The sequence below is a fragment of the Cetobacterium sp. NK01 genome, assembly GCF_024506395.1.
In the GTDB taxonomy this organism is placed as follows: Bacteria; Fusobacteriota; Fusobacteriia; order Fusobacteriales; family Fusobacteriaceae; genus Cetobacterium_A; species Cetobacterium_A somerae_A.
Genome location: NZ_JANIBO010000001.1, coordinates 1572624 through 1596494, shown reverse-complemented (window position 1 = coordinate 1596494; position 23871 = coordinate 1572624). Strand labels below are relative to the sequence as shown.

Below are 23871 nucleotides of genomic sequence, written 5' to 3'. Positions count from 1 at the left end.
CCTTATTTTTTTAAGATTTTATTATATCCTGAATTTATTTGACTTGCGTTTGTTACACTTTTCTTCTCATTAGTTTTATAATCTACAAATACATTTCCTCTAGCCTTTACTTTGTTTGTTTTTGTATTATAATCTGCTTCATCTGCTGTTATTATCGATTCACCATCGTCTACAACTACATTTTTTCTTAATTCAATTAAATTTTCTTTATTTTTTATCTTTGCTTTTGTCGATGTTGCATTTAAAGTTTTATCTTTATCTTTTCTTACTATTACAACTTTTCCAACTAAATCAATAACTTCTGTATTTAAATTACCATTCATCATATTTGAAGTAACTGTTGTTATAACTCCATCTTTATCTTTTAAAACTGCTTTAGTATTATCTTTTCCAAATACTAATTTTTTCTCTGGTTGTATCTCTAAATAATCTGAATATAATGTATTACCTTCCTTTTTTATAATTGCATTTTTTCTAATTTCAACTCTTTGAATTTGATTTTTTCCTTGGGAATCTTTCTTAAAATATGCTCTTACAAAATCTCCTTCAAAGTCTACAGGTACTCCATCTTGATATATTCGTCCTGATACATTCCCTATAAAATCTAAATTCATATTATTTAAAGTACCATCCACTCTATCACCTTTAAACTCTTCATTCAATTTAGACTTAATAACTACATTAGCTCCTGTTAAATGACTTGTTTTTTTATCTAATGTTCCACTTGTTCCAAAAATATCGTAATCTCCATATTTTATAGTAAATGGTTTCGGTGATTTTGCTATTTCTGTATTTTTATTATACTCTAAATGATTTCCCTTTAAAGTTGTTGTTTCATCTTTTATCTCAGCATTTTTTTCTAAAACAAAATCTCCTTGAGAAGTAAAGTATCTTATTATATCACTTTTTAAAGTATTCTTCACATCTTTTCCACTAAAATTTTCACCAGTGAATAATTTTTTACCAGTTTCATAAACTCCATTATACATTTTTCCTGAACTATTTTTTACTTTATCCTCAAATAAAATCTCACCAGGAATAAATATTTTTTCATCTTTTATTTGATAATCAGCTGAACTTGCATTAGCTACAATATCACCACTTGTTAAAATTAATTTATCTTTAATTTTTACAAATTCATTTTCTTTAAATTCACCATATGAGGATACCACTTTAGTTTCTCCCTTTTTATCAAAAGCAACTAAATCTTTTTCAACTATTCCAACTCCAGTTTTTTGATTAAACTCTAAATTTATCCCCTCAACTACATTGTCTGGGCTAGTGTATTTAAATTGACCAAAGGATTTAAATACCTCAGTTGTTAAATTATACTCACCCTTTAATCCTTCAAACATATCTTTTTCTTTTTTTCTCTTTAAAACATATTTTTCAGGTAAATATACATACCCTTTTTTCCCTAAATAATCTATTTTTTGACTTTCAAATATATAGTCATTATCTTCAAAGTAAGCATCTCCTTGAACTAAATAACTATCTTCTTCCCTATCAAAATCTACTCTATCACCTGATGCATATTGATCAGTAACAATATTTTTTATATCTCCTTTTAAAACATAACCTTTACCAGTTATTTTATTATAGAAGAAATTTTGTCCTTTACTATTATATTTTTTACTAAAATAACTATATCCATCTTTTAAGTAAAGTTCTCCTGTTTCAGTTAAATAAATTAAATTTTTTGTTAAAATTTTATTTTCAGGACTTGTATATTCTACATTTTTATCACTAATTAATTCTAATTCTTTTGTATCAGTTGCATATATTGCCATATCTGCAATTAACTTTCCTCCGTCTTTATCAGTTCCTTGAACATTTCCCTTTACAACAAATTTTTTAGTTACTTTATTATAAACTCCATCATCACCTTTAAAAGAATATATCCCATTAGTTCCGTCAATTTTTCCATTAAAATTAATATTATCTCCACCATCTGATGTTATACTTTCCATATTAATTTTATATCCATCTGCTAAAACATACACATTTTTTGTAATTTCAAATGCCTCTGTTTTATCATTTAAAACTAAATCATCACCATATAACTTTATTCCATTATAGTCTAACATAAAAGAATTTGAAGTAGTGAGTACATTTGTTTCTGTATTGTACTTTAACCCTTTAAAGTTTCCGCTCAATATTCCAGAACCATCTCCAAAATTAGATCCTGATAAAAAAGAATTTCCCTCTATATTAATTATTTTATCCTTATCATTATAATTCGCTTTTTCAGCTGATAACGTCATATTTTTAGTTTTAAATTTTACATCTCCTGATAAAACTACATTCTCCATTTTTGTATCACTTTTAAAGTTTTTTCCCGATACCTCTATGCCTTCAGCTTTATTTATTGCTGTTACCCCAATAGTCGATTCAACTTCTCCATTTTCTTTGTTATATTTAGCTTCTTGTGTTTCAAATTCCCAGCCATTTAAACTCTTACCTAAAATATTTGACTTTAATAACAAATTTTTTCCTGCATCTAAAAATGCATTATCTCCTGTTAAGATCATTCCATCTATTACCGCTTTAGCTTTTTCAAAGGTAGTTTCATCTGTTTTAAGAAAATCCTTTTGCTTATCTGCTTCAATATGATATCCCTCACTATCATATATAGCTCCAGTTGTTTCTACTACCTCCTCTTTTTTTTCTACTTTCTTTTCATCACCAAAATAATTTAAATATCCCAAAACCAATACTGCTACTATAACAACTTTATAGGCAATCTTTTTTTTATCCATACTACCCTCCTAGTTTAAGATACGTTTCAATTCATTTAACTTTAAAAAAGCATCCATTGGTGTCATTTTATCTAATTCTATCTCTTTTAAAAGACGTAATACTATTTTTTCTTCACTTTCTAATTCTACTGTAATTTCTTCTATTTTTTTCTCTTCTTTTTTTGTAATCTCTGTTTCAAAATCTCCAAATAATATTAGTTGTTCTTTTTTTACTTTTTTTTCTATTATCATCTTTCTATTTTCTAAAACTTTTACCATCTCTTTAGCTCTATCTAAAATTTCTTTTGGTAGTCCAGCTAATCTAGCAACCTCTATTCCATAAGATTTGTCTGCTCCACCTTTTACAATTTCTCTTAAAAATAGAATTTCTTTTTCATCCTCTTTAACTTCAATTCTAAAATTCGTAGATTTACTTAATTTAGATTCAAGTTGTGTTAACTCATGATAATGTGTCGCAAATATTGTTTTAGCACCTATATTATCATGAATATATTCTGTTATTGCTGTTGCTATTGATATACCATCAAATGTTGAAGTTCCTCTCCCTATTTCATCTAATATAATAAATGAATTTTTTGTAGAACTATTAACTATATTTGCCACTTCACTCATCTCTAGCATAAATGTTGATTGTCCTGTCACTAAATCGTCACTTGCGCCTATTCTTGTAAATATTTTATCTACAATTCCTATTTTAGCATATTCTGCTGGAACATAACACCCTATATGTGCCATAATTAAAATTAGCGCCACTTGTTTCATATAAGTAGACTTTCCTGACATATTTGGTCCAGTTAAAATTATTAGATTCTTATTTTCATTTAAAACAATACTATTTTTAACAAAATTTTCTTTTCCAACTAGTTGTTCTACAATTGGATGTCTTCCTCCTATTATTTCAATATCTCCTTCTGTAGTAATCTCTGGCTTTATATAACCATTCTTTGTTGCTATGTAGGCAAAATTTGTAATTACATCTAAATAGGCTAATTTGTATGCTAGATCGTGTAAAATATTTTTATATTTTTTTATTTGTTCAGAGATTTCTTTAAATAATATATACTCTAAATTCTCTATTTTATCCTTTGCATTTAAAACTTTTTCTTCATAAATCTTCAAATCTTCTACAATATATCTTTCTGCATTAGCTAATGTTTGTTTTCTTATATAATCTTCTGGAACAAGATGAATGTTGGCCTTAGTTATTTCAATAAAATATCCAAAAACCTTATTATATTTTATTTTTAACCCTTTTATTCCAGTTCTTTCTCTTTCTCTATTTTCAATATTCAAAATCGTATCTTTTCCATTATTTGATATATTATGCAAATCATCTAACTCACTACTATATCCATCTTTTATCATTCCACCCTCTCTAATCGAAAATGGAACTTCATCTTTTAGAGATTTTTCTATTAAATTATAAATTTCAACTAACTCATTTAAAGCTATTTCAAAAATGCTATTTCCTTTTAAAATTTTATAAATTTCTAAACTATTTAATATAGATTTTTTTAAAGCAACTATATCTCTTGCATTTTCATTTCCTAAAACGAGCTTTCCTATTATTCTTTCAATATCATATATCTCTTTTAACTTTTCTCTAGTTTCTTCTCTTAAAAGAACATTGTCATAAAAAAAACCAATATCTTTTTGTCTTTCTAATATAACTTTTTTAGAAATTGATGGATTTTTTAAAAAATGTTTCAACAGTCTGCTTCCCATAGAACTTTTACAACTATCTAAAACCCATTGTAATGTTCCTAAAACACCATTTTCTCTATTAGATGCAACAATATCTAAATTTCTTTGTGTTGTTAAGTTAAGTTCCATTATATCTTCACTTCCAGTATATATTATTTTATCAACTGGAATATTATTTCCTTTTTGAAGTTCTAAAACATAATCTAAAATCATTGCCGATGCTTCTATAGCTGATATCTTCCCATTTAGATCAAAACTATCTAGTGAAATAATCTTAAAATATGCTTTTATAAACTCTTCACTTTTTTTTACTTTTAAACAAGAGTTTATATTTATTTTATTTAATTGAGCAAACTGTTTCAATTCTTTTTCTAATTCTACATATGAATTTTCATCTATTAAAATCTCTCTAGGTGAGATTTTATTTACCTCTCCTAATATTTTATATATATAGTCTTCCGTTTTTTCTTTTTCACTAGCTACAAACTCACCAGTTGTTATATCTATATATGATAACCCTATAGAATCCTTCTTCAAAATAATTCCCATTAAATAATTATTGCTTTTTTCATCTAAATATTCTGTATCAATTATTGTTCCAGGAGTTATAACTCTAACTACCTCTCTTTTCACAATTCCTTTTGTCGTCTTCGGATCTTCAACTTGCTCACATATAGCTACTTTATAACCTTTAGCTACAAGTTTACCTATATATCCAGCTGAAGAGTGATAAGGAATTCCTGCTAATGGAACTTCTATTCCCTTTTCTTTATTTCTACTTGTTAAAGTTAATCCTAACTCTTTAGATACAACTACTGCATCCTCAAAAAACATTTCATAAAAATCTCCTAATCTAAAAAATAGGATATTATCTTGATTTTCTTTTTTTATTTCCTTGTATTGAGCCATTAATGGCGTATCTGCTGACAAAAAACCACATCTCCTTATTTTAAATTTTCCTTAGCCCTCTCTAATAGTTCAATTAATTCATCATAATTTTCTATTTGATTTATTGCTCCTTTTAAGGCCGCTCCATTTCTTATTCCCTTTAAATACCAACATAAATGTTTTCTTAATTCAAATAAAAATTTTTTATTTGGATTATCTAGTTTACCTTGTAAAGCATGTCTAATCGCCATATCTAATCTCATCTCAGGAGTTACTTCAGTTTGAACTTCTCCTGTTTCAAACTTCTCTTTTATTTGCTTTATTAACCAAGGATTTCCACAAATTCCTCTCGCTAACATTATACCATCAACGCCTGAGTACTTCACTTTTTCGTATGCATCTTCAGCTGTAAATATATCACCATTACCTATAACTTCAATGTTTACACTTTCTTTCACTTCTTTTATAAGCTCCCAATTAGCATGTCCACTATACATCTGTTCTCTTGTTCTACCGTGTATTGTAATATGCTTACATCCTGCCTCTTCAGCAATTTTCCCCACTTTTTTATGTTGTTTTTCACCTTTATAACCTACTCTTGTTTTCAATGAAAGATCAACATTTTCTGGTATAGCCTCTCTTATCTCACATAAAATTCTTTTTATATGATCTGGATCTTCTAATAAAGCCGCTCCATATCCATTTTTTATGATTTTATTAACAGGGCATCCTGCATTTACATCAATATGTTTTACACCTAGCTTTTCAGTTATATATTTTGCACTATAAACCATTTTTTCTACATCTTTACCAAAAATCTGAACAGCTTCTCCATCTCTTATTCTTAAAATTTGATTTAATGTTTTTTCATTTTCCATTTCTAAAGCATTTATACTAACCATCTCTGTGAACATCAAATCTGGTTTATAATCATCTAAAATTCCTCTAAATGTATAATCTGTAACTCCTGCTAAAGGAGCAATATATATCTTCATTTTACCTCCAAAATAACATTTTGTTATCCAAAAATTTTACCATATTTTCAATAGTTTTTCAATGTAAAATACCCTTGATCTTTAATCAACTATTGAATACTCTTCCACATTAAATTATATCATAAAATTTAAAATACCCCAAAATTTGGGGTATTTTTTAGTCTTTCATTATGTCTAATGTTGCTTTTCCATTCAATGTTAAATCAGCAAATATCGGTTCTTTTCCGTACTTCAACTTATAATATGCTGCTTCAGCTATCATAGCCGCGTTATCTGTACAGTATAATATTGAAGGATAATTTACTTTTACTCCTATTTCATTCGCTCGCTTTGTTAATTCACTTCTCAATAAAGAGTTTGCAGCAACTCCTCCAGCTATTATAATCTGTTTAACTTTTTTATCCTGAACTGCTTTCAATGTTTTTTTACATAAAATATCAACTACTTTATCTTGAAATGATGCCGATAAATCCTCTGGTTTAAAATCCTCACCTTTCATTCTAGCTTTATTTACAGCATTTATAACCGATGTCTTAATCCCTGAAAAACTAAAATCATATCCCTCAACTTTAGGTTCAGGTATCTTTAAAGCATTCTTATTTCCTTTATAATATAATTTATCAACTATTGGACCACCTGGGTAACCAATTCCCATAACTCTTGCTACTTTATCATAGCTTTCTCCAACAGCATCATCTAATGTTGAGCCTAAATTTACAAAGTTATGATCTTCATCTATATGAACAATATTGGTATGTCCTCCTGATACAACTAAGGCTATACATGGAAGCTCAATATCATGTTCTATAAAATTTCCATATATATGTGCCTTTATGTGATGAACAGGTATTAAGGGTATATCATGACCATATGCTAAGCCTTTAGCAAAAGATATTCCAACCAATAGAGCTCCTATTAATCCAGGAGCATATGTTACAGCGATGTAGTCTACATCATTCATAGTTATCTTTGCTTCTTCTAAACTCTCTTCTAATATTGTTGCAATATTTTTTATATGTTGTCTCGAAGCTATTTCTGGTACTACGCCTCCATACTCCTTATGTATATCTATTTGAGAAGATATGTTATTAGATAAAACTTCTTTCCCATCTTTCAAAACAGCTATAGATGTTTCATCACAAGATGTTTCTATTCCTAATATTATCATTGTATTCTCCTTAATTTTTTATTTAATTATACCATATTTTTTACTAAAATATATAAAAAACTACCTCAGAACTTTTTTGTTCTAAGGTAGTCAAAACTTTACTATTTAACTGATAAACCTCTACTTTTAAATATGTTTTTTGCATTTTCAAATCTCTCAGCTGAAAGCTGTTCAACTCCTTTTAAAGGATAATCTAGCCCCATCTTTTGCCATTTGTACTCTCCTAAAGAGTGATATGGTAAAACTTCTACTTTTTCAAGATTATCAAAATCTTTCAAGTAATCAGCTAACTTTCCTAATAATTCATCATTATCAGTAATTCCTGGTACAACAACGTGTCTTACCCACATTGGCTTCCCAATCTCCTTTAAATACTTTGCAAATTGAAGTGTTGGCTCTAATTCAACACCAGTCAATTCTTTGTATTGTACTGGATCTATTGATTTTATATCTAACAGAACAAGATCTGCATACTCTAAAGCTTCTTTAACTTTATCATTAAATAAATACCCTGAAGTATCAATTGCTGTATGTATACCTTCCTGTTTACAAAGTCTCAATAGCTCCTTTACATACTCAGGTTGAGTTAACGGATCTCCACCTGTCACCGTAACTCCACCTGTTTTTATAAAGTTTTTATATCTACAGATCTCTAAGAAAGTTTGTTCAGGAGTTTCCAAGAATTTTGCATCCTCTCTTTTCCAAGTATCACAATTGTGACAGTATTTACATCTTAAAGGACATCCTTGAGTAAACACTACATATCTAATACCTGGTCCATCTACAGTTCCAAAACTCTCGTGTGAGTGAATAAATCCCTTTTTCATTTCTTAGCACATCCTTTTTTATTATTACATATTTCCGTTAATTGTTCTTGAAATAACGTCTAATTGTTGCTCTTTTGTTAATCTTACAAAGTTAACTGCATATCCAGATACTCTAATTGTTAATTGAGGGTACTTCTCAGGATTTGCCATTGCATCCTCTAATAACGCTCTATCAAATACGTTAACATTTAAGTGTTGTCCTCCATCAGCTGTGAAGTATCCATCCATTAATCCTACTAAGTTAGCTACTCTCTCTTCTCTAGATTTTCCTAAAGCTCCTGGAGTTATAGCGAATGTGTAAGAAATTCCATCCTCTGCATGGTGGAATGGTAACTTAGCTACTGAAGCAAGTGCTGCTACAGCTCCTCTAGTATCTCTTCCGTTCATTGGGTTAGCTCCTGGAGAGAATGGAGTTCCTGCTTGTCTTCCACAAGGAGTAGTTCCTGTTTTCTTTCCATAAACTACGTTTGAAGTTATTGTTAAGATTGATTGTGTAGCTTTTGAATTTCTGTAAGTTTCATGAGTTCTGATGTAGTTCATGAATTTCTCCATTATTTCAACTGCTAACTTATCTGTATTATCATCGTTGTTTCCGAATGCTACGTATTCTCCTTCTCTTACGAAGTCAACAGCGATTCCTCTCTCATCTCTGATTACTCTTACTTTTGCATCTCTAATAGCTGCTAATGAGTCAGCAACGATTGATAATCCTGCAATTCCTGATGCTTGAGTTCTTAAAACTTCTACATCATGAAGAGCCATTTCAAATGCTTCGTAAGAATATTTATCGTGCATATAGTGGATAACTTTTAGAGCATTGATATATACTCCTGCTAACCATTTTAATACTAAGTCATACTTTTCCATTACTTCATTGAAATCTAAGTACTCAGAAGTGATTCCTTCGAATTTAGGTGCAACTTGTGCTCCTGACTTCTCGTCTCTTCCTCCGTTAATAGCATATAATAAAGCTTTTGGTAAGTTTACTCTAGCTCCGAAGAATTGCATTTGTTTTCCTATTTTCATTGGAGATACACAACATGCGATTCCGTAATCGTCTCCTAACTCAGGTCTCATTAAATCATCATTTTCATATTGAATAGCTGATGTATCTATTGAAACTTTAGCACAGAAGTTTTTCCAGTTTGCTGGAGATTTTTGTGACCATAATACTGTTAAGTTTGGTTCTGGAGCTGGTCCTAAGTTATAAAGAGTATTTAAGTATCTGAACGCTGTTTTAGAAACTAATGTTCTTCCATCTACTCCTTCTCCTCCTAAAGCTTCAGTTACCCAAGTTGGATCTCCTGAGAATAAATCATTGTACTCTGGAGTTCTTAAGAATCTGATAATTCTTAATTTTATGATAAATTGGTCGATTAAATCTTGAGCTTCGCTCTCTGTAATTAATCCTTTTGCTAAATCTTTCTCAATATATATATCTAAGAATGTTGCAGTTCTTCCAACTGACATTGCTGCTCCATCTTGATCTTTTGTAGCTGCTAAGTATGCAAAGTATACCCATTGTACAGCTTCTCTAGCGTTTGAAGCTGGCTTAGTTACGTCAAATCCATAAGAAGCACACATTTTAACAAATGCTTTTAATGCATTGATTTGCTCAGTAATCTCTTCTCTTTTTCTGATAATCTCTTCAGTTAATTCTGGAGCTTCAGCTTTCTTTAATTCAAATTTTCTCTCTTCGATTAATCTGTCTACTCCATATAGAGCTACTCTTCTGTAGTCTCCGATTATTCTTCCTCTTCCGTAAGCATCTGGTAATCCAGTTACGATTCCTGATTTTCTTACAGCTTTCATATCATCTGTATATGCTGAGAAAACTCCTTCGTTATGAGTTTTTCTATATTTTGTAAAAATCTCTTTTGTTATTGGATCAATTTCATATCCATATGCATTTAAAGAGTTCTCAACCATTCTTAATCCACCTTTTGGATAGATTCCTCTCTTTAATGGTGCATCTGTTTGTAGTCCTACGATTGACTCGTTATCCTTTGAAATGTATCCAGGTCCATAAGTAGTTATTGATTGAGGAGTTCTAGTTTCTGCATCATAAACACCTCTTGCAATCTCTTCTTTGAACATTTCTGTTAACTTTGACCAAACAGCTTTTGTATTTTCAGTAGCTCCAACTAAGAATGACTCATCCCCAGTGTATGGTGTGTAGTTGTTCTGAATAAAATCTCTAACATTGATTTCTTTCTTCCATAAGTTTCCTTTGAAATCTGACCAGTAAGATTGTAAGTTTTCCATCTTTTTCCTCCTGAGTGGATTATAAATAATATATATTCCATTTATATTTTTCGTTTAAGCCCTGTTAAGCTCAACTTAATTTTCAAGGAGATTATAGCACAAATAATAATTAGTGTCAAACTTTTCCCGAGTTTTTAACGATTAATTTTATACTTATTTAGTGGTTATTTTTTAATTATTTTTTTATTTTATTTCTTTTACTATCGATTCTCGAACAATCTCGCTAATGTTTTTGCTATTTTCTTGGCTTATTTTTCTCAAATCTATCGGTTTTCCTACAGTCAATCTAACTTTTATATTTGGTTTAATAAAAATACTTTTTCTATTTTGAACAAAAAAGGTTCCATCTATTGTTAACGGTAAAATAATTCCATTAGTTTCTGTAGCTAATTTAAAACTTCCTTTTTTAAAATTTCCGATCTCTCCTGTTAATGTTCTTTCTCCCTCTGGAAAAATAACAGTTGGATATCCTTGCTTTACTATATCAACAGCTTTTCTAATACTTTTTATTCCCTCTCTTGGATTTGATCTATCTAAAAAAATACATTTACTTAGTTTCATCCACATTGAATAAAAAGGCCAATTTTCCATCTCCTTCTTGGCAACAAATCCTACAGGTATACTTAATGCTGTAACTATTACAGGTATATCTAAATTACTTGCATGGTTAGCTACTATCACTATTCCATCTTCTAATTTCATTTTCTTATATGCTTTTTCATCTAAATAAACTACTTCTAAATCTATTTTAGATGCTTTTACTATTCTTTCAGAAAGTTTTTTCAATTCTTTTCTAGCTTCAAACGGCGCTTTATCACTAGCCATTTTCTTTATTTTGCTAGCTTTAAATAACGTTATATAGGTAAAATTCAGTAGCGCTACTAATGTAACTTTAAATAGTGTTAACATTATTCCTCCCTTTTCTTTGCTATAACTTTTTTTATATCACCATATGAGAATCCTTTTCTCATTAAAGAAGCAATTTTTTTTTGCTCGTCTTTGTTTCCAAGTTTTTCCCATGCTCTGTTTAACTCTTCTAATTCTTCATCTTCTTCATAGAACTCTAAAACTTCTTCTAGTATTTCTGAAGTTATTCCTTTCATTTTTAATTCATATTCTATTTTTTTTCTACCACATTTTCTATTTTTTATATAGGAGATTGCAAACTCTTTATCATTAATATATCCAGATTTTTCTAATTTTAAAATCACTTTTGATACAGGAATTTTTTCCCAATATTTTTGCAATAATTTATTGTATATCTCTTTTTTGGTATAGTCTCTTTTAGCTAAATAATAATATGAAGTAGAGAGAGCAGCTAACTCTAACACTTGTAAGTATTCTTCCTGAGATAGCTCCTCTCTCTTTTTTAAATCATATTTATTTATTATTTCATTATTTAGTCCAATATTCAAACCATTTTCAAAGAGATATTTATTCTTCAATACTCTCTTCAGTTTCAACTTCTTCCTCTCCTTCTGATGTATGAAGTACTATTGTATTTTTTTCTAAAAGTTGGTTTACCTTTTCTTCAATTGCTGCTAGTAATTCAGGTTCAGTTTCTAATCTAGCTTTTACATTCTCTTTACCTTGACCTAATCTAATATCTCCAAAACTAAACCATGCACCTGATTTTGCAACAATATCATTATCTAAAGCCATATCTAAAATTTCTCCAACTCTAGATATCCCTTTCCCATACATAATTTGGAATTTAGCCTCTTTAAACGGTGGAGCAACTTTATTTTTCGTAACTTTTACTACCGTTTCATTTCCAATGACCTCTTCTCCTTGTTTTACACTTCCAACTCTTTTAACTTCCATTCTTACAGATGAATAGAATTTAAGAGCTTTACCACCTGTTGTCGTTGTCTGAGGACCAAAACTAAATCCACCTATTTTATCTCTAACTTGATTTATAAATATCATTGTTGTTTTTGATTTATTTATAGATCCCGTTAACTTTCTTAAAGCTTTTGACATTAATCTAGCCTGAAGACCCATTTGTTGATCTGACATTTCACCATCAATTTCAGCTTTTGGAACTAAAGCTGCTACAGAGTCAACAACGATAACATCAATTGCACCTGATCTAACTAGCATATCTGCAATTTCCAATGCCTGTTCTCCAAAATCTGGTTGAGAAATCAATAACTCTTCTACATCTACTCCTAAAGCTTTTGCATATACTGGATCTAAAGCATGTTCAGCATCTATAAAAGCTGCTACCCCTCCCATTTTTTGTGCTTGTGCTACAATATGTAATGCAATTGTTGTTTTTCCTGAACTTTCTGCTCCATACACTTCTATTATTCTTCCTCTAGGAACTCCACCTAAACCAAGAGCTAAATCTAAATTTATACTTCCTGTAGGGATAACTTCAATATTCATACCTTGGTTTTCCCCAAGTTTCATTATTGATCCCTCTCCAAAATCTTTTCTTATCTGTTTTAATGCCGTCTCTAAAGCCTTTGACTTATCTGTTGTATCCACTGATTTTTTTGCCATATTCAATTACCTCCCATTTTTTTCTATTACTTCCATTACCATCTGTGCACTCAATTTTTTCATACAATTAAAATGTTTTTGCGGACACTCTTTATCACCATGCAAACTACAAGGCGAACAAGATTCATTTAAATAGATTAAAATGTTATCTTTGTCATACTCAAACATTTCTGGACTAGTTGGTCCAAATATAACAAATGTTGGACATTTTACTCCTCTTGCTATATGAAATGGTCCCGAATCATTAGTTATTAAAAACTTAGCTTTCGATAATAATGCTCCACTTTCTTTTAAATTTAATTTTCCTGCTAAATTAACTGCTAAATTACCTGAAAGTTTTTTAATTTCTTCACACATTTCATATTCATTATTTCCACCTATTATAATAGGTTTCTTCCCATATTTATTATAAAGTAGTTTTACTAATTCTGCAAATCCTTCTTTTGTCCATTTTTTAGTTTCCTTTGAAGCGCCTGGTGCTATCATCGGTACATTTTCATATTCTATACAAAGTGAACTCAATTTATCCAAGTCTTTTTTTTCAAAACTAAAAGTTAAATCCTCAGTTTTATACTTTAATCCCAAAACTTTAAACGCTCCAAAATAATTTCTTATAATTGTGTCATCAACCTTATATTTTATAGCTTTTGTTTTTACTAAAATAGTTTTTAATAAACTTCTTTTTTTATATGTATAAACTTTAGCTCCAACAGCATTTCCTATAATTTTTGATCTAACTTTAGCATGTAGATCAAAAATATAATCATAGTTATTTTTTTTCAACTCTTTACCAAAAGTAATCATTTTTTTTAAACCGTCATGTTTTTTCTTGTTAAATAAAATCAAATTATCTATATATGGACATCCTGATATTGCATCTTTAAAATTTTCCATAACTAAAAAATCTATAATTATATCTGGATATTTTTTTTTCAACTCTTTTAATACAGGAGTCGTTAATATTACATCTCCTATTGAACTAAGTCTTATTATTAAAACTCTCAATTTATCTTTCCTTTCCTCGAATTGTTTTTTTCATTCTCCCAATCCAATGCAGGTAACTATTCAAACCTTTTGCTAATTTATAACTCAAGCTTTTTTTATCATATATATTTATCTCTTCATGACAACTCTCTTCTAAGTATATAAATTCATACGCTTCCCCTGCTCTTTTGTATCTATTTTTTATTAATTTTGCATCAATTAAATAAGTTTCATCATTTTTTATTATAAAATTATTAAGTTGTGAATCACCATGTAAATATCCTTTTTCATGTATCTTTTTCAACTCTTTCTCAACTTTATCTAATTCATTTTTAGTAGCTGGATTCCCTTCTAAATAAAAGCTCACTAAAAATGAATCTATACATATTCCGAAGATTTTTTTTTCCCAATACATAACTGGAATTGGCCCCTTAAATCCTAACTCTTGTATTCGTAGATAATTTTTGTATTCTCTCTTACTTTCACTACCTCTTATTAAAGAGATTATTCTTTGCCAAATTCTTTTATTTTTTTCTTTTGGAATTTTATAAACATATCTATTTTTATCTATCTCTATTAAAATAACTTTACTTCTTTTATCATCTTTTAAACTTTTTATTATTTTGAAATCCATTTTTTTTATTTTATTTACTATATTAAAGTCTATATTTTCATTACATACAACTTTTTCCATATTACCTCTTTAGTTTTTGTAGAATCTTTTCATAAACTTTCTCTGGTTTTATTTCCAACATACATTTAAAATGTCCTTTCGGGCATTTATTCCCTCCATGAATTGCACAAGGTCTACATGCTAATTCTTCAATTTCTAAAACTTCACTATTTCTACTCCATGGGAAAAAACCAAATTCCTTTACTGTTGGTCCAAAAATAGCTAAAATAGTTGTTTTTGAAAATGCAGACGCTATATGAATAGGCGATGAGTCGTTTGTTAAAACAACTTCAACTCTTTTTAATACTTCTGCTAGTTCTAATAATGTTGTCTTACCTCTCAAATCAATAATATTTTTATGAGTTTCCATATTTAAAAAAAGTTCATCCTTTCCACCAATGACAACTACCTTTACATTATCCTTAAGAAGTAGTTTTATAACTTCGTTAAAATACTCTAAAGGCCACTTTTTAGTGAACCATTTACTTCCTGGAGCTATTGCAACAATTTTTTCGGAAAACAAACCATTCTCATTCCAAATTTTATCAACTGTATCACTATCTTTTTTATTAGGGTATAATTCTATCGGATAACCTTCTCTAGGATTTTTAGGAACCTCTCCTAAAAATGACAATAACTTCTCTACCTCATGTTTATTTTTATCGTATTTTATTTTATTAGTAAATAGAAAACTACCACTTGCTATATCATACCCTATTCTTTTAGGAGATCTCGTTAACCAAGCCAAAACCGAGCTACGTAAATATCTATGTGGAGTAATTACAATATTAAAATTCTCATATCTTAATCTTCTTCCTAAAGCTACAAGACCTTTTATTCCTGAGTGATTTCCTCTTTTATCGTATTCTATTATTTCAGTTATGTTTGGATTATTCCTTAAGATAGTTGCTCCTATTGGAGTAGTTACGTAAGTAATTTTAGCCTCTGGATAAACCTCTTTTATTCTTTTTAATAATGGTGTTGATAACACTATATCTCCTATAAAAGCTGTATGTATAATTAATATCTTCATGTTATCTCTCCAATCTTTTTATTATTTCTTGAACTAAGGTATTCTCTATCTCTTTAGTATACGAATCAAACTCTTTATGTTTATAATTTTCTTTTGAATTTTCATCTGGAATAATATATGTTACATCATCATTACCAAAAATTCCCCATCTCACTGGACTTTGACTTGGTTTTTTAGGATATAATGCAACAATGCTTTTTTGTAACGAACCCGCTATGTGAGTTGGACCAGTAGATCCTCCAAAATAAACTTTAGCTTTATTTATAACTGCACCTATATTTAGCAACTCTCCACCGTTGGCAAAAAGATAAACTTTTTCTCTATCTATTTTTTTTAAGAGATTTATACCTCTATCTTCATCTGATATATGAGCTGTTATAATAACTTCTATATCCTTATCGTAATCTATAACTCTTCTTATTATGTCAGCATATTGACTATCTGTTATATTTTTAGCAGAACCACCCATAAACGGATTTACCACTAAAACTTTTTTACCTATGTTATTATCTTTAAAAAATTTTTCTGCAGCTTCTATATTATTTTTATCCAAAAATATTTGAGTATTTATCTCAAATCTCTCTTCAAAAATTTTTTTATCTAATTTTTTTATTAAATCTAAATTATATTCTGCTTCATGTTTTATCGATTTAGATCTTTTTTGTAAAATGCCTTTATTAAATGTAAAAAAAGATTTTAATTTTGAAAGTGGTCCAATCTTTATCTTAGCTTTACTAGCTTTTGCTAATTCCATAACAAAATTATCTACATACAGGGCTATAAAAACATCTGCATTAAAATATTTGATTTTTTCTAAAAGCTCTTTTTGTCTGTAATTATCTATTTGAACAACTCTATTTATATATGGCAAATTTTTCACTATATTATAATTATAATTTCTTACCAATAGAGTTATCTCAGCATCAGGATACATTTTTCTAAGCATAAAAAAACTAGGGATTGATAGAATTAAATCTCCTATTTTATCCGTTCTTGCTACTATTATTCTTTTGTATGTATGAGCCATTCTTATATATCTCCCTTAACTTAAAATATTTAACCATTGAATATAAAGAACTCGTAGAAGCTATAACAAATCCTTCAACTCCATCTAAAAATCCCAATCTAAAAATATACATTTTAAAAAACTTATATATTGGATTTACTACTATATCGAAAATATTTACTCTTTTTCCTTTATTGTAATAGTCTTTTGCTCCTTCAGTAGTGTATCTATTAAATCTATTAAAATAATCTTCCATTGTTAAATATGAATGATGGTATATATTTTCTTTTATTTTATATATTTGTTTATTTGTCTCAAAAGCTTCATGGACAACATTATTATTAAAAATTCCAGCTCCTTTTTTAAACAATCTAATTGCGTAAGATGTTCCCCAGCCTCCATGTTTTATTTTTTTTCCAAAACAAACTGATAATCTATTAATCTTATAAATTTCTTTCGTTGTATTTTCGTCAGATATTATCTCAAGTATTCTATTTTTTAATTCTTCTGAAATCTCTTCATCTGCATCTATATTTAAGATCCACTCACCTTTACATTTTTCAATAGCTAAATTTCTTTGAGGACCATATCCTTTCCACGATTCATAATAAAATTTAGCTCCAAATTCTTCAGCTATTTTCTTAGTTGCATCTGTTGATCCGCTATCTACAATAACTATTTCGTCTGCTAGATTTTTAACTGATTCCAGAGTTTTTTTTAATATTTTTTCCTCATTAAAAGTTATCATTGCAACAGATATCTTCATTTTTTCACCCTTTCTTTTTTTTGTTGCTTACTCTTAATTATACCAAATAATATACTATTTTACAAAAAAGTTTTACAATAAAAAAAGGATAAGATATTTCTATCTTATCCTTTTAATCAAAGAATTACTTAGCTTCTGCTGTGAAGTCTAATGACGCAAGTCTTTGATATTGTCTCCATCTTCTTTGAGATTCTGCTTTATTCTTAGTGAATAACTCTTTTGCATGCTCTGGATGAGATTTTGCTAATGTAGCATATCTAACCTCTCCCATTAAGTAGTCGTTATAGTTATCCCAGTTAGGTTCTTTACAATCTATTTGAAGAGGATTTTTTCCTTCTTTTTCTAATACAGGATTGTATCTGAATATTGGCCAGTATCCACACTCAGTAGCTCTCTTCATCTCAAGTTGACTGTTACCCATTCCACTCTTTAATCCATGACTGATACAAGGTGCATAAGCTATGATTAATGATGGTCCTGGATAAGCCTCAGCTTCAGCGATAGCTTTTAAGTATTGAGCTTGGTTAGCTCCCATTGATACTTGTGCAACATAGATATGTCCATAAGACATTGCTATTGCAGCTAAATCTTTCTTCTTGTTAGGTTTACCTGCTGCAGCGAATTTTGCTACCGCTCCTGTTTGAGTTGATTTAGATGCTTGTCCTCCAGTATTTGAGTAGATCTCAGTATCCATTACTAAAACATTAATATCATCTGAAGAAGCTAAAACGTGGTCTAATCCTCCATAACCGATGTCATAAGCCCATCCGTCTCCTCCAAATATCCATTGTGATTTTTTAACTAGATATTGTTTTAATTCTAAGATTTCAGTAGATACACCACAGTTACATGCTTCTAAAGCTGGAACTAATCTATCTCTAATTTCTTTTGTTTTGTTTCCATCTGCTCTATTTTCAATCCATTCAGCAAACATTGCTGCAACTTCTGGAGAAACATTTGCCATGTTCTCTTCCATAATTGTTTGGATTCTATCTCTCATTGTTTCAACAGCTGTTGCCATTCCGTAACCAAACTCTGCGTTATCCTCAAATAATGAGTTACCCCATGATGGTCCTTCTCCACAACTATTTGTTGTATATGGAGTTGATGGTGCTGATCCTCCATAAATTGAAGAACATCCAGTAGCGTTAGCTATCATCATTCTGTCTCCAAATAATTGAGTTATCGCTTTAATGTAAGGAGTTTCTCCACATCCTCCACAAGCTCCGTGGAACTCAAATAATGGTTGTGCAAATTGAGATCCTTTTACTGATGTTTTAGGCATAAATTCATCTTTGTAAGTTACATTGTTGAATAGGTAATCAGCGTTTTCTTGCTCTCCCTTTTCTACTTCTTGACCAATTGGTACCATTACTAAAGCTTTCTCTTTAGCTGGACATACGTTAGCACATAGTCCACATCCTGTACAATCTAAAGGAGAAACTTGAATTTTATACTCTAATCCTTCTAATCCTTTTCCTACTGGAGTCTTTGTTTTTAACTCGTTTGGTGCTCCTGCTTTTTCCTCAGCAGTCATCAAGAACGGTCTTATTACTGCATGTGGACATACATATGAACACTGGTTACACTGAATACAATTTTCAGATTTCCACTCAGGAACGTTTACTGCAACTCCTCTTTTTTCAAAAGCAGTTGTTCCGTTCTCAAATGTTCCATCTTCATATCCTAAGAATGTAGAAACTGGTAACTCTTCACCTTTTAAAGCATTTATAGGTTTTGCAATCTTCTCTACAAATGATTCTAATTTAGATGTAGATCCACATCCACATCCTGTACAAGAGCAAGTTCCTTTTTCTTCAACAACTTCAGTTGTTAAGTTAGCCCATGAAGGATCAACTGTAATTTGAACTAATTCTCCAGCTCCTTTATCAATAGCCTCATAGTTCATTTTAACAATTGCGTCACCTTTTTTAGCATATGACTTTTCAGCATATTGCTTCATGTAAGTTTGTGCATCTTCAAATGGAATAACATCTGCTAATTTGAAGAATGCTGATTGCATTATTGTATTAGTTCTTCCTCCTAATCCAATTTCTGCAGCTAATTTATTAGCATTTATAATATAGAACTTAGCGTTTTTCTCTGCTAATTGCTTCTTAACTGAGTTTGGTAAGTGAGCAATTACTTCATCTTTATCCCATACACAGTTTAATAAGAATGTTCCACCTTGCTTTAATCCACCAATCATATCATATTGAGTTAAATATGCCGGTACTGAACAAGCAACAAAGTTTGGTGCAGATACTAAGTATGTTGATTTAATTGGGTGTTTACCAAATCTTAAGTGAGATCTTGTAGATCCTCCTGATTTTTTAGAGTCATATGCAAAATATCCTTGTGCATATAAATCTGTTTTATCTCCAATAATTTTGATTGAGTTTTTGTTAGCTCCAACTGTTCCATCTGATCCAAGTCCAAAGAATAAGCACTCTCTTACTCCTTCTGCTCCTGTATCAATGTGTGATCCAACTTCTAATGATTTGAAAGTAACGTCATCATTAATACCTACTACAAATCCATTCATTGGCTCATCTTTCTTTAAGTTGTCAAATACAGCTTTCATTTGTGCTGGTGTTGTATCTTTTGAAGATAATCCATATCTTCCACCTACGATTACAGGAGCGTTTTCCATTCCATAGAATAGTCCTCTTACATCCATATATAATGGCTCTCCTAAAGCTCCAGGTTCTTTTGTTCTATCTAATACAGCAATTTTCTTAACTGTTTTAGGGAATACATTGAAGAAATACTCAGAAGAGAATGGTCTATAAAGGTGAACATTTATTAATCCAACTTTTTCTCCTTTTGCTACTAAGTAATCTACAGTTTCTATTAATGTCTCGCATACAGATCCCATTGCAATAACAATGTGCTCTGCATCTGCAGCTCCATAATAGTTAAATGGCTTATAGTCTCTTCCAGTTACTTTAGAGATTTCTTCCATATAATTAGCTACAATTGCAGGTACTGCATCGTAGAATTTATTTTGTACTTCTCTAGTTTGGAAGTAGATATCATCATTTTGTGCTGTTCCTTTTGTTACTGGATGCTCTGGATTTAAAGCTCTTTCTCTGAAAGCTTTAATAGCATCCATATCTACTAATCTCTTAAATACATCAAAATCCATTACTTCAACTTTTTGAATTTCGTGAGAAGTTCTGAATCCATCAAATATATTCATGAACGGAACTCTAGATTTAATCGCTGCTAAATGCGCAACTCCTGACAAGTCCATTACTTCTTGTACTGAACTCTCAAATAACATAGCAAATCCTGTTTGTCTTGCTGCATAAACGTCTTGGTGATCTCCAAAAATTGATAACGCTTGTGCTGCTAAAGATCTAGCTGATACATGGATAACTCCTGGTAAAAGTTCTCCAGCTATTTTATACATATTAGGCACTTTTAATAGTAATCCTTGTGATGCTGTATATGTTGTAGTTAAAGCTCCTGCTTGTAAAGATCCGTGAACTGTTCCAGCTGCTCCTGCTTCTGATTGCATTTCAACAACTTTTACTGGAACTCCAAACATATTTTTCATTCCTCTTGATGCCCACTCGTCAGTGTACTCAGCCATTGGCGATGATGGAGTTATTGGATAGATACCTGCTACTTCTGTAAATGCATATGATGCATATGCTGCAGCTTGGTTACCATCCATAGTTTGCATTTTTTTAGCCATTTGAATTGTCCTCCCTTTTTTAATTGACTCTAAAGTTAACTCTATTTTACGAGCATTCTTATTAATTGTCAATTAAAGTTCTTGATTTTTTTAAGAAATTTTTAAACTAATTCAACCAAATATAATTTTTTACTGACTAATATGTTTATTTTTTAGACAACTTTCAATACTTATTACTTTGCAGCGTTTACAATTTCGTAAGTATCTCTAGCTATTACTAACTCTTCATTTGTAGGTATTTTAAATACTTTTACCTTAGATGTTTCTTTTGTTAAAAGAACATTTCCTTTTTGTCTCTTAGAATTAATTTCTTTATCTAATTCAACTCCAATGAATTCTAATCCTTTTAATACATCTTCTCTTACTTTTCCAGAATTTTCTCCAATTCCTCCAGTGAAGCAAATTGCGTCTACTCCACCCATTTGAGCTGCATAGTTTCCAACATATCCTCTTATTTTATAAGCAAACATATTTTCAGCTAGTAATGCTCTTTCATTTCCTGCTGCTGCTGCAATTTCCATATCTCTACAATCTGAAGACTCTCCAAATACTCCTAAGATTCCAGATTTTTTATTCATTCTGTCATCCATTTCTTTATCTGATAATCCTCTTTTGTTCTTTATGAATAATACTGCTGCTGGGTCGATATCTCCACATCTAGTTCCCATCATAATTCCTTGTAATGGAGTTAATCCCATTGTTGTATCAATACATTTACCATCTTTAACTGCAGATATTGATCCACCGTTTCCTAAATGACAAACAATTATTTTTGACTCAGCTGGATTTCCTAATAACTCTCTAGCTACTCCTGAAACAAACTTGTGAGATGTTCCGTGGAATCCATATTTTCTAACTTTTAACTCTGTATAATCCTCATATGGTAATGCATACATATAAGCTTCTTTTGGCATTGTTTGGTGGAATGATGTATCAAATACTCCAACATTTGGTTTTCCTGGCATTAACTCTTGCATTGTTCTAATACCTAATAAGTTTGCAGGGTTATGTAATGGAGCTAACTCTGAACACTCTTCCATAGCCGCCATAACTTCTGGTGTTACTAATACTGATGAAGCAAATTTTTCTCCACCATGTACTACTCTATGACCAATTGCATCAATTTCTTCAACTGATTTTATTACTCCATATTCTGGATTTGTAATAGCACTTATTACTAACTCTAAAGCTTCTTTATGAGTTGGCATATCTTGCTTTATTTCAATCTCAAAATCATTTGCTGGAGTTTCATACTCCATTTTTGATCCTTCAATTCCAATTCTTTCGCAAAGTCCAATTGCAAATAATTCTCCTGATTCAGGATTTAATAATTGGTACTTTAGAGATGAACTACCACAGTTAATAACTAAAACTTTCATTAAATTTACCACCTTAATTTTATTTTTTATTTTAATATATTTAATTAGTAAGGAGTATAACTCCTTACTAATTTTTTACCCTTAATTTAAATTTTATCTATTATTTTCCAGCTTGCACTGAAGTTATTGCAGCTAAATCTACGATATCTTTAACTGAACATCCTCTAGATAAATCATTTATTGGTGCTGCTAATCCTTGAATTAAAGGACCATATGCTTCAGCATCTGCTAATCTTTGAACTAATTTATACCCTATATTTCCTGCTGCTAAGTTAGGGAAAATTAATACATTAGCATGTCCTGCAACTTTTGAATTTGGAGCTTTTTTAGCTCCTACTGATGCTACTAAAGCAGCATCTGCTTGTAGCTCTTCTTCAAATGCAAAATCAGCATTTCTTTCTCTTAAAATTTCTCCTGCTTTTTTTACAACATCTACAGATTCATGTTTTGCAGATCCCTTTGTAGAGAATGACATAAGTGCAACTTTTGGATCTAATCCTGCTACTGTTGATGCTGTTACTGCTGCTTCTGATGCAATATCTGCTAATTGCTCAGATGTTGGCTCAGGAATTACAGCACAATCTCCAAATACTAATATTTCTCCGTAAGTTTCTATATTATGCTTTAACTCCATTAAGAATACTGATGACACAGTTTTCACTCCTGGTTTTGTTCCAACAACTTGTAAACCTGCTCTTAAAACGTTAGCTGTAGGCGAGTCTGATCCAGAAACCATTCCAGCTACATCTCCCATTTTAACCATCATAGCACCAAAGAAGTTAACATCAGTTGTTAATATTCTTTCTGCCTCTTCTGGAGTCATTCCTTTTTTTGCTCTTAACTCACAAAGTTTTTCAACATATGAAGCTAATTTGTCAGTAGTTTTAGGATCAATTATTTCAACACCTTCTAAAGATACTCCTAATTTTGTAGCAAACTCTTTAATTGTCTCTACATTTCCAACTAATACTGGAGTTCCTAACTTCTCCTCAACTACTCCTGCAGCTGCTCTGATTACTCTCTCATCAGTAGCCTCAGGAAGAACTATTTTGTTTCCTAAAGTTTTTGCTTTTTCTTTAATTTGAACTATAATGCTCACTTTAAGTCCTCCTTGATTTTTATTAAATAAATTGCACTTTTTTAACTATACTGTAATAGTGCTCGTAATTTTCAACTATATATTAACAAATTTTATATATATTTACAACAGAAA

General features: G+C 30.2%; 17 protein-coding genes. All 17 read right to left on the bottom strand.

The features are described 5' to 3' along the window. Positions 1–2: 2 nt before the first annotated feature. Positions 3–2759, bottom strand: a complete 2757-nt coding sequence (lptC, locus tag NON08_RS07745) for an LPS export ABC transporter periplasmic protein LptC (RefSeq protein WP_256690889.1) — start codon at positions 2757–2759, stop codon at positions 3–5. A 9-nt stretch (positions 2760–2768) separates the two neighbouring features. Further along, a complete protein-coding gene (gene mutS / locus NON08_RS07740) occupies positions 2769–5393 on the bottom strand; it encodes a DNA mismatch repair protein MutS (protein WP_256690888.1) in 2625 nt (874 codons plus the stop codon). Between the two features lie 14 nt (positions 5394–5407). Then, the gene (dusB, locus tag NON08_RS07735; RefSeq protein WP_256690887.1) at positions 5408–6346 is read right to left on the bottom strand and encodes a tRNA dihydrouridine synthase DusB; all 939 of its coding nucleotides are present in this window, start codon (positions 6344–6346) and stop codon (positions 5408–5410) included. A gap of 157 nt (positions 6347–6503) precedes the next feature. Further along, positions 6504–7514: a tRNA (adenosine(37)-N6)-threonylcarbamoyltransferase complex transferase subunit TsaD gene (tsaD, locus tag NON08_RS07730; RefSeq protein ID WP_256690886.1), complete on the bottom strand. Its 1011-nt coding sequence runs from the start codon at positions 7512–7514 to the stop codon at positions 6504–6506. Positions 7515–7615: 101 nt separating this feature from the next. Continuing rightward, positions 7616–8341: a pyruvate formate-lyase-activating protein gene (gene pflA, locus NON08_RS07725; RefSeq protein ID WP_256690885.1), complete on the bottom strand. Its 726-nt coding sequence runs from the start codon at positions 8339–8341 to the stop codon at positions 7616–7618. Positions 8342–8365: 24 nt separating this feature from the next. Then, positions 8366–10606 (bottom strand): formate C-acetyltransferase, encoded by a 2241-nt coding sequence (gene pflB / locus NON08_RS07720; protein ID WP_256690884.1) that lies wholly within the window; start codon positions 10604–10606, stop codon positions 8366–8368. A gap of 183 nt (positions 10607–10789) precedes the next feature. Continuing rightward, positions 10790–11515 (bottom strand): lysophospholipid acyltransferase family protein, encoded by a 726-nt coding sequence (locus NON08_RS07715; RefSeq protein WP_256690883.1) that lies wholly within the window; start codon positions 11513–11515, stop codon positions 10790–10792. Beyond that, complete coding sequence (locus tag NON08_RS07710) at positions 11515–12069, bottom strand: regulatory protein RecX (RefSeq protein ID WP_256690882.1); 555 nt, start codon at positions 12067–12069, stop codon at positions 11515–11517. Before NON08_RS07710 ends, NON08_RS07715 begins: the two co-directional genes overlap by 1 nt. Further along, positions 12041–13114, bottom strand: a complete 1074-nt coding sequence (recA, locus tag NON08_RS07705; RefSeq protein ID WP_256690881.1) for a recombinase RecA — start codon at positions 13112–13114, stop codon at positions 12041–12043. Before recA ends, NON08_RS07710 begins: the two co-directional genes overlap by 29 nt. 6 nt (positions 13115–13120) lie before the next feature. Further along, positions 13121–14119, bottom strand: coding sequence for a glycosyltransferase family 9 protein (locus NON08_RS07700; RefSeq protein ID WP_256690878.1), 999 nt, complete (start codon positions 14117–14119; stop codon positions 13121–13123). A 1-nt stretch (position 14120) separates the two neighbouring features. Further along, positions 14121–14792, bottom strand: coding sequence for a lipopolysaccharide core heptose(II) kinase RfaY (locus tag NON08_RS07695; RefSeq protein ID WP_256690877.1), 672 nt, complete (start codon positions 14790–14792; stop codon positions 14121–14123). Position 14793: 1 nt separating this feature from the next. Further along, a complete protein-coding gene (locus NON08_RS07690; protein WP_256690876.1) occupies positions 14794–15804 on the bottom strand; it encodes a glycosyltransferase family 9 protein in 1011 nt (336 codons plus the stop codon). Between the two features lies 1 nt (position 15805). Beyond that, positions 15806–16831, bottom strand: coding sequence for a glycosyltransferase family 9 protein (locus NON08_RS07685; RefSeq protein WP_256690874.1), 1026 nt, complete (start codon positions 16829–16831; stop codon positions 15806–15808). After that, positions 16788–17576, bottom strand: a complete 789-nt coding sequence (locus NON08_RS07680; RefSeq protein WP_256690873.1) for a glycosyltransferase family 2 protein — start codon at positions 17574–17576, stop codon at positions 16788–16790. The genes NON08_RS07685 and NON08_RS07680 overlap by 44 nt, the downstream gene beginning before the upstream one ends. A 124-nt stretch (positions 17577–17700) precedes the next feature. Then, positions 17701–21279: a pyruvate:ferredoxin (flavodoxin) oxidoreductase gene (gene nifJ, locus NON08_RS07675; RefSeq protein WP_256690872.1), complete on the bottom strand. Its 3579-nt coding sequence runs from the start codon at positions 21277–21279 to the stop codon at positions 17701–17703. A gap of 173 nt (positions 21280–21452) precedes the next feature. Continuing rightward, positions 21453–22658, bottom strand: a complete 1206-nt coding sequence (locus tag NON08_RS07670) for an acetate/propionate family kinase (RefSeq protein ID WP_256690871.1) — start codon at positions 22656–22658, stop codon at positions 21453–21455. A 100-nt stretch (positions 22659–22758) separates the two neighbouring features. Next, a complete protein-coding gene (pta, locus tag NON08_RS07665; RefSeq protein ID WP_256690870.1) occupies positions 22759–23757 on the bottom strand; it encodes a phosphate acetyltransferase in 999 nt (332 codons plus the stop codon). Positions 23758–23871: the final 114 nt, after the last annotated feature.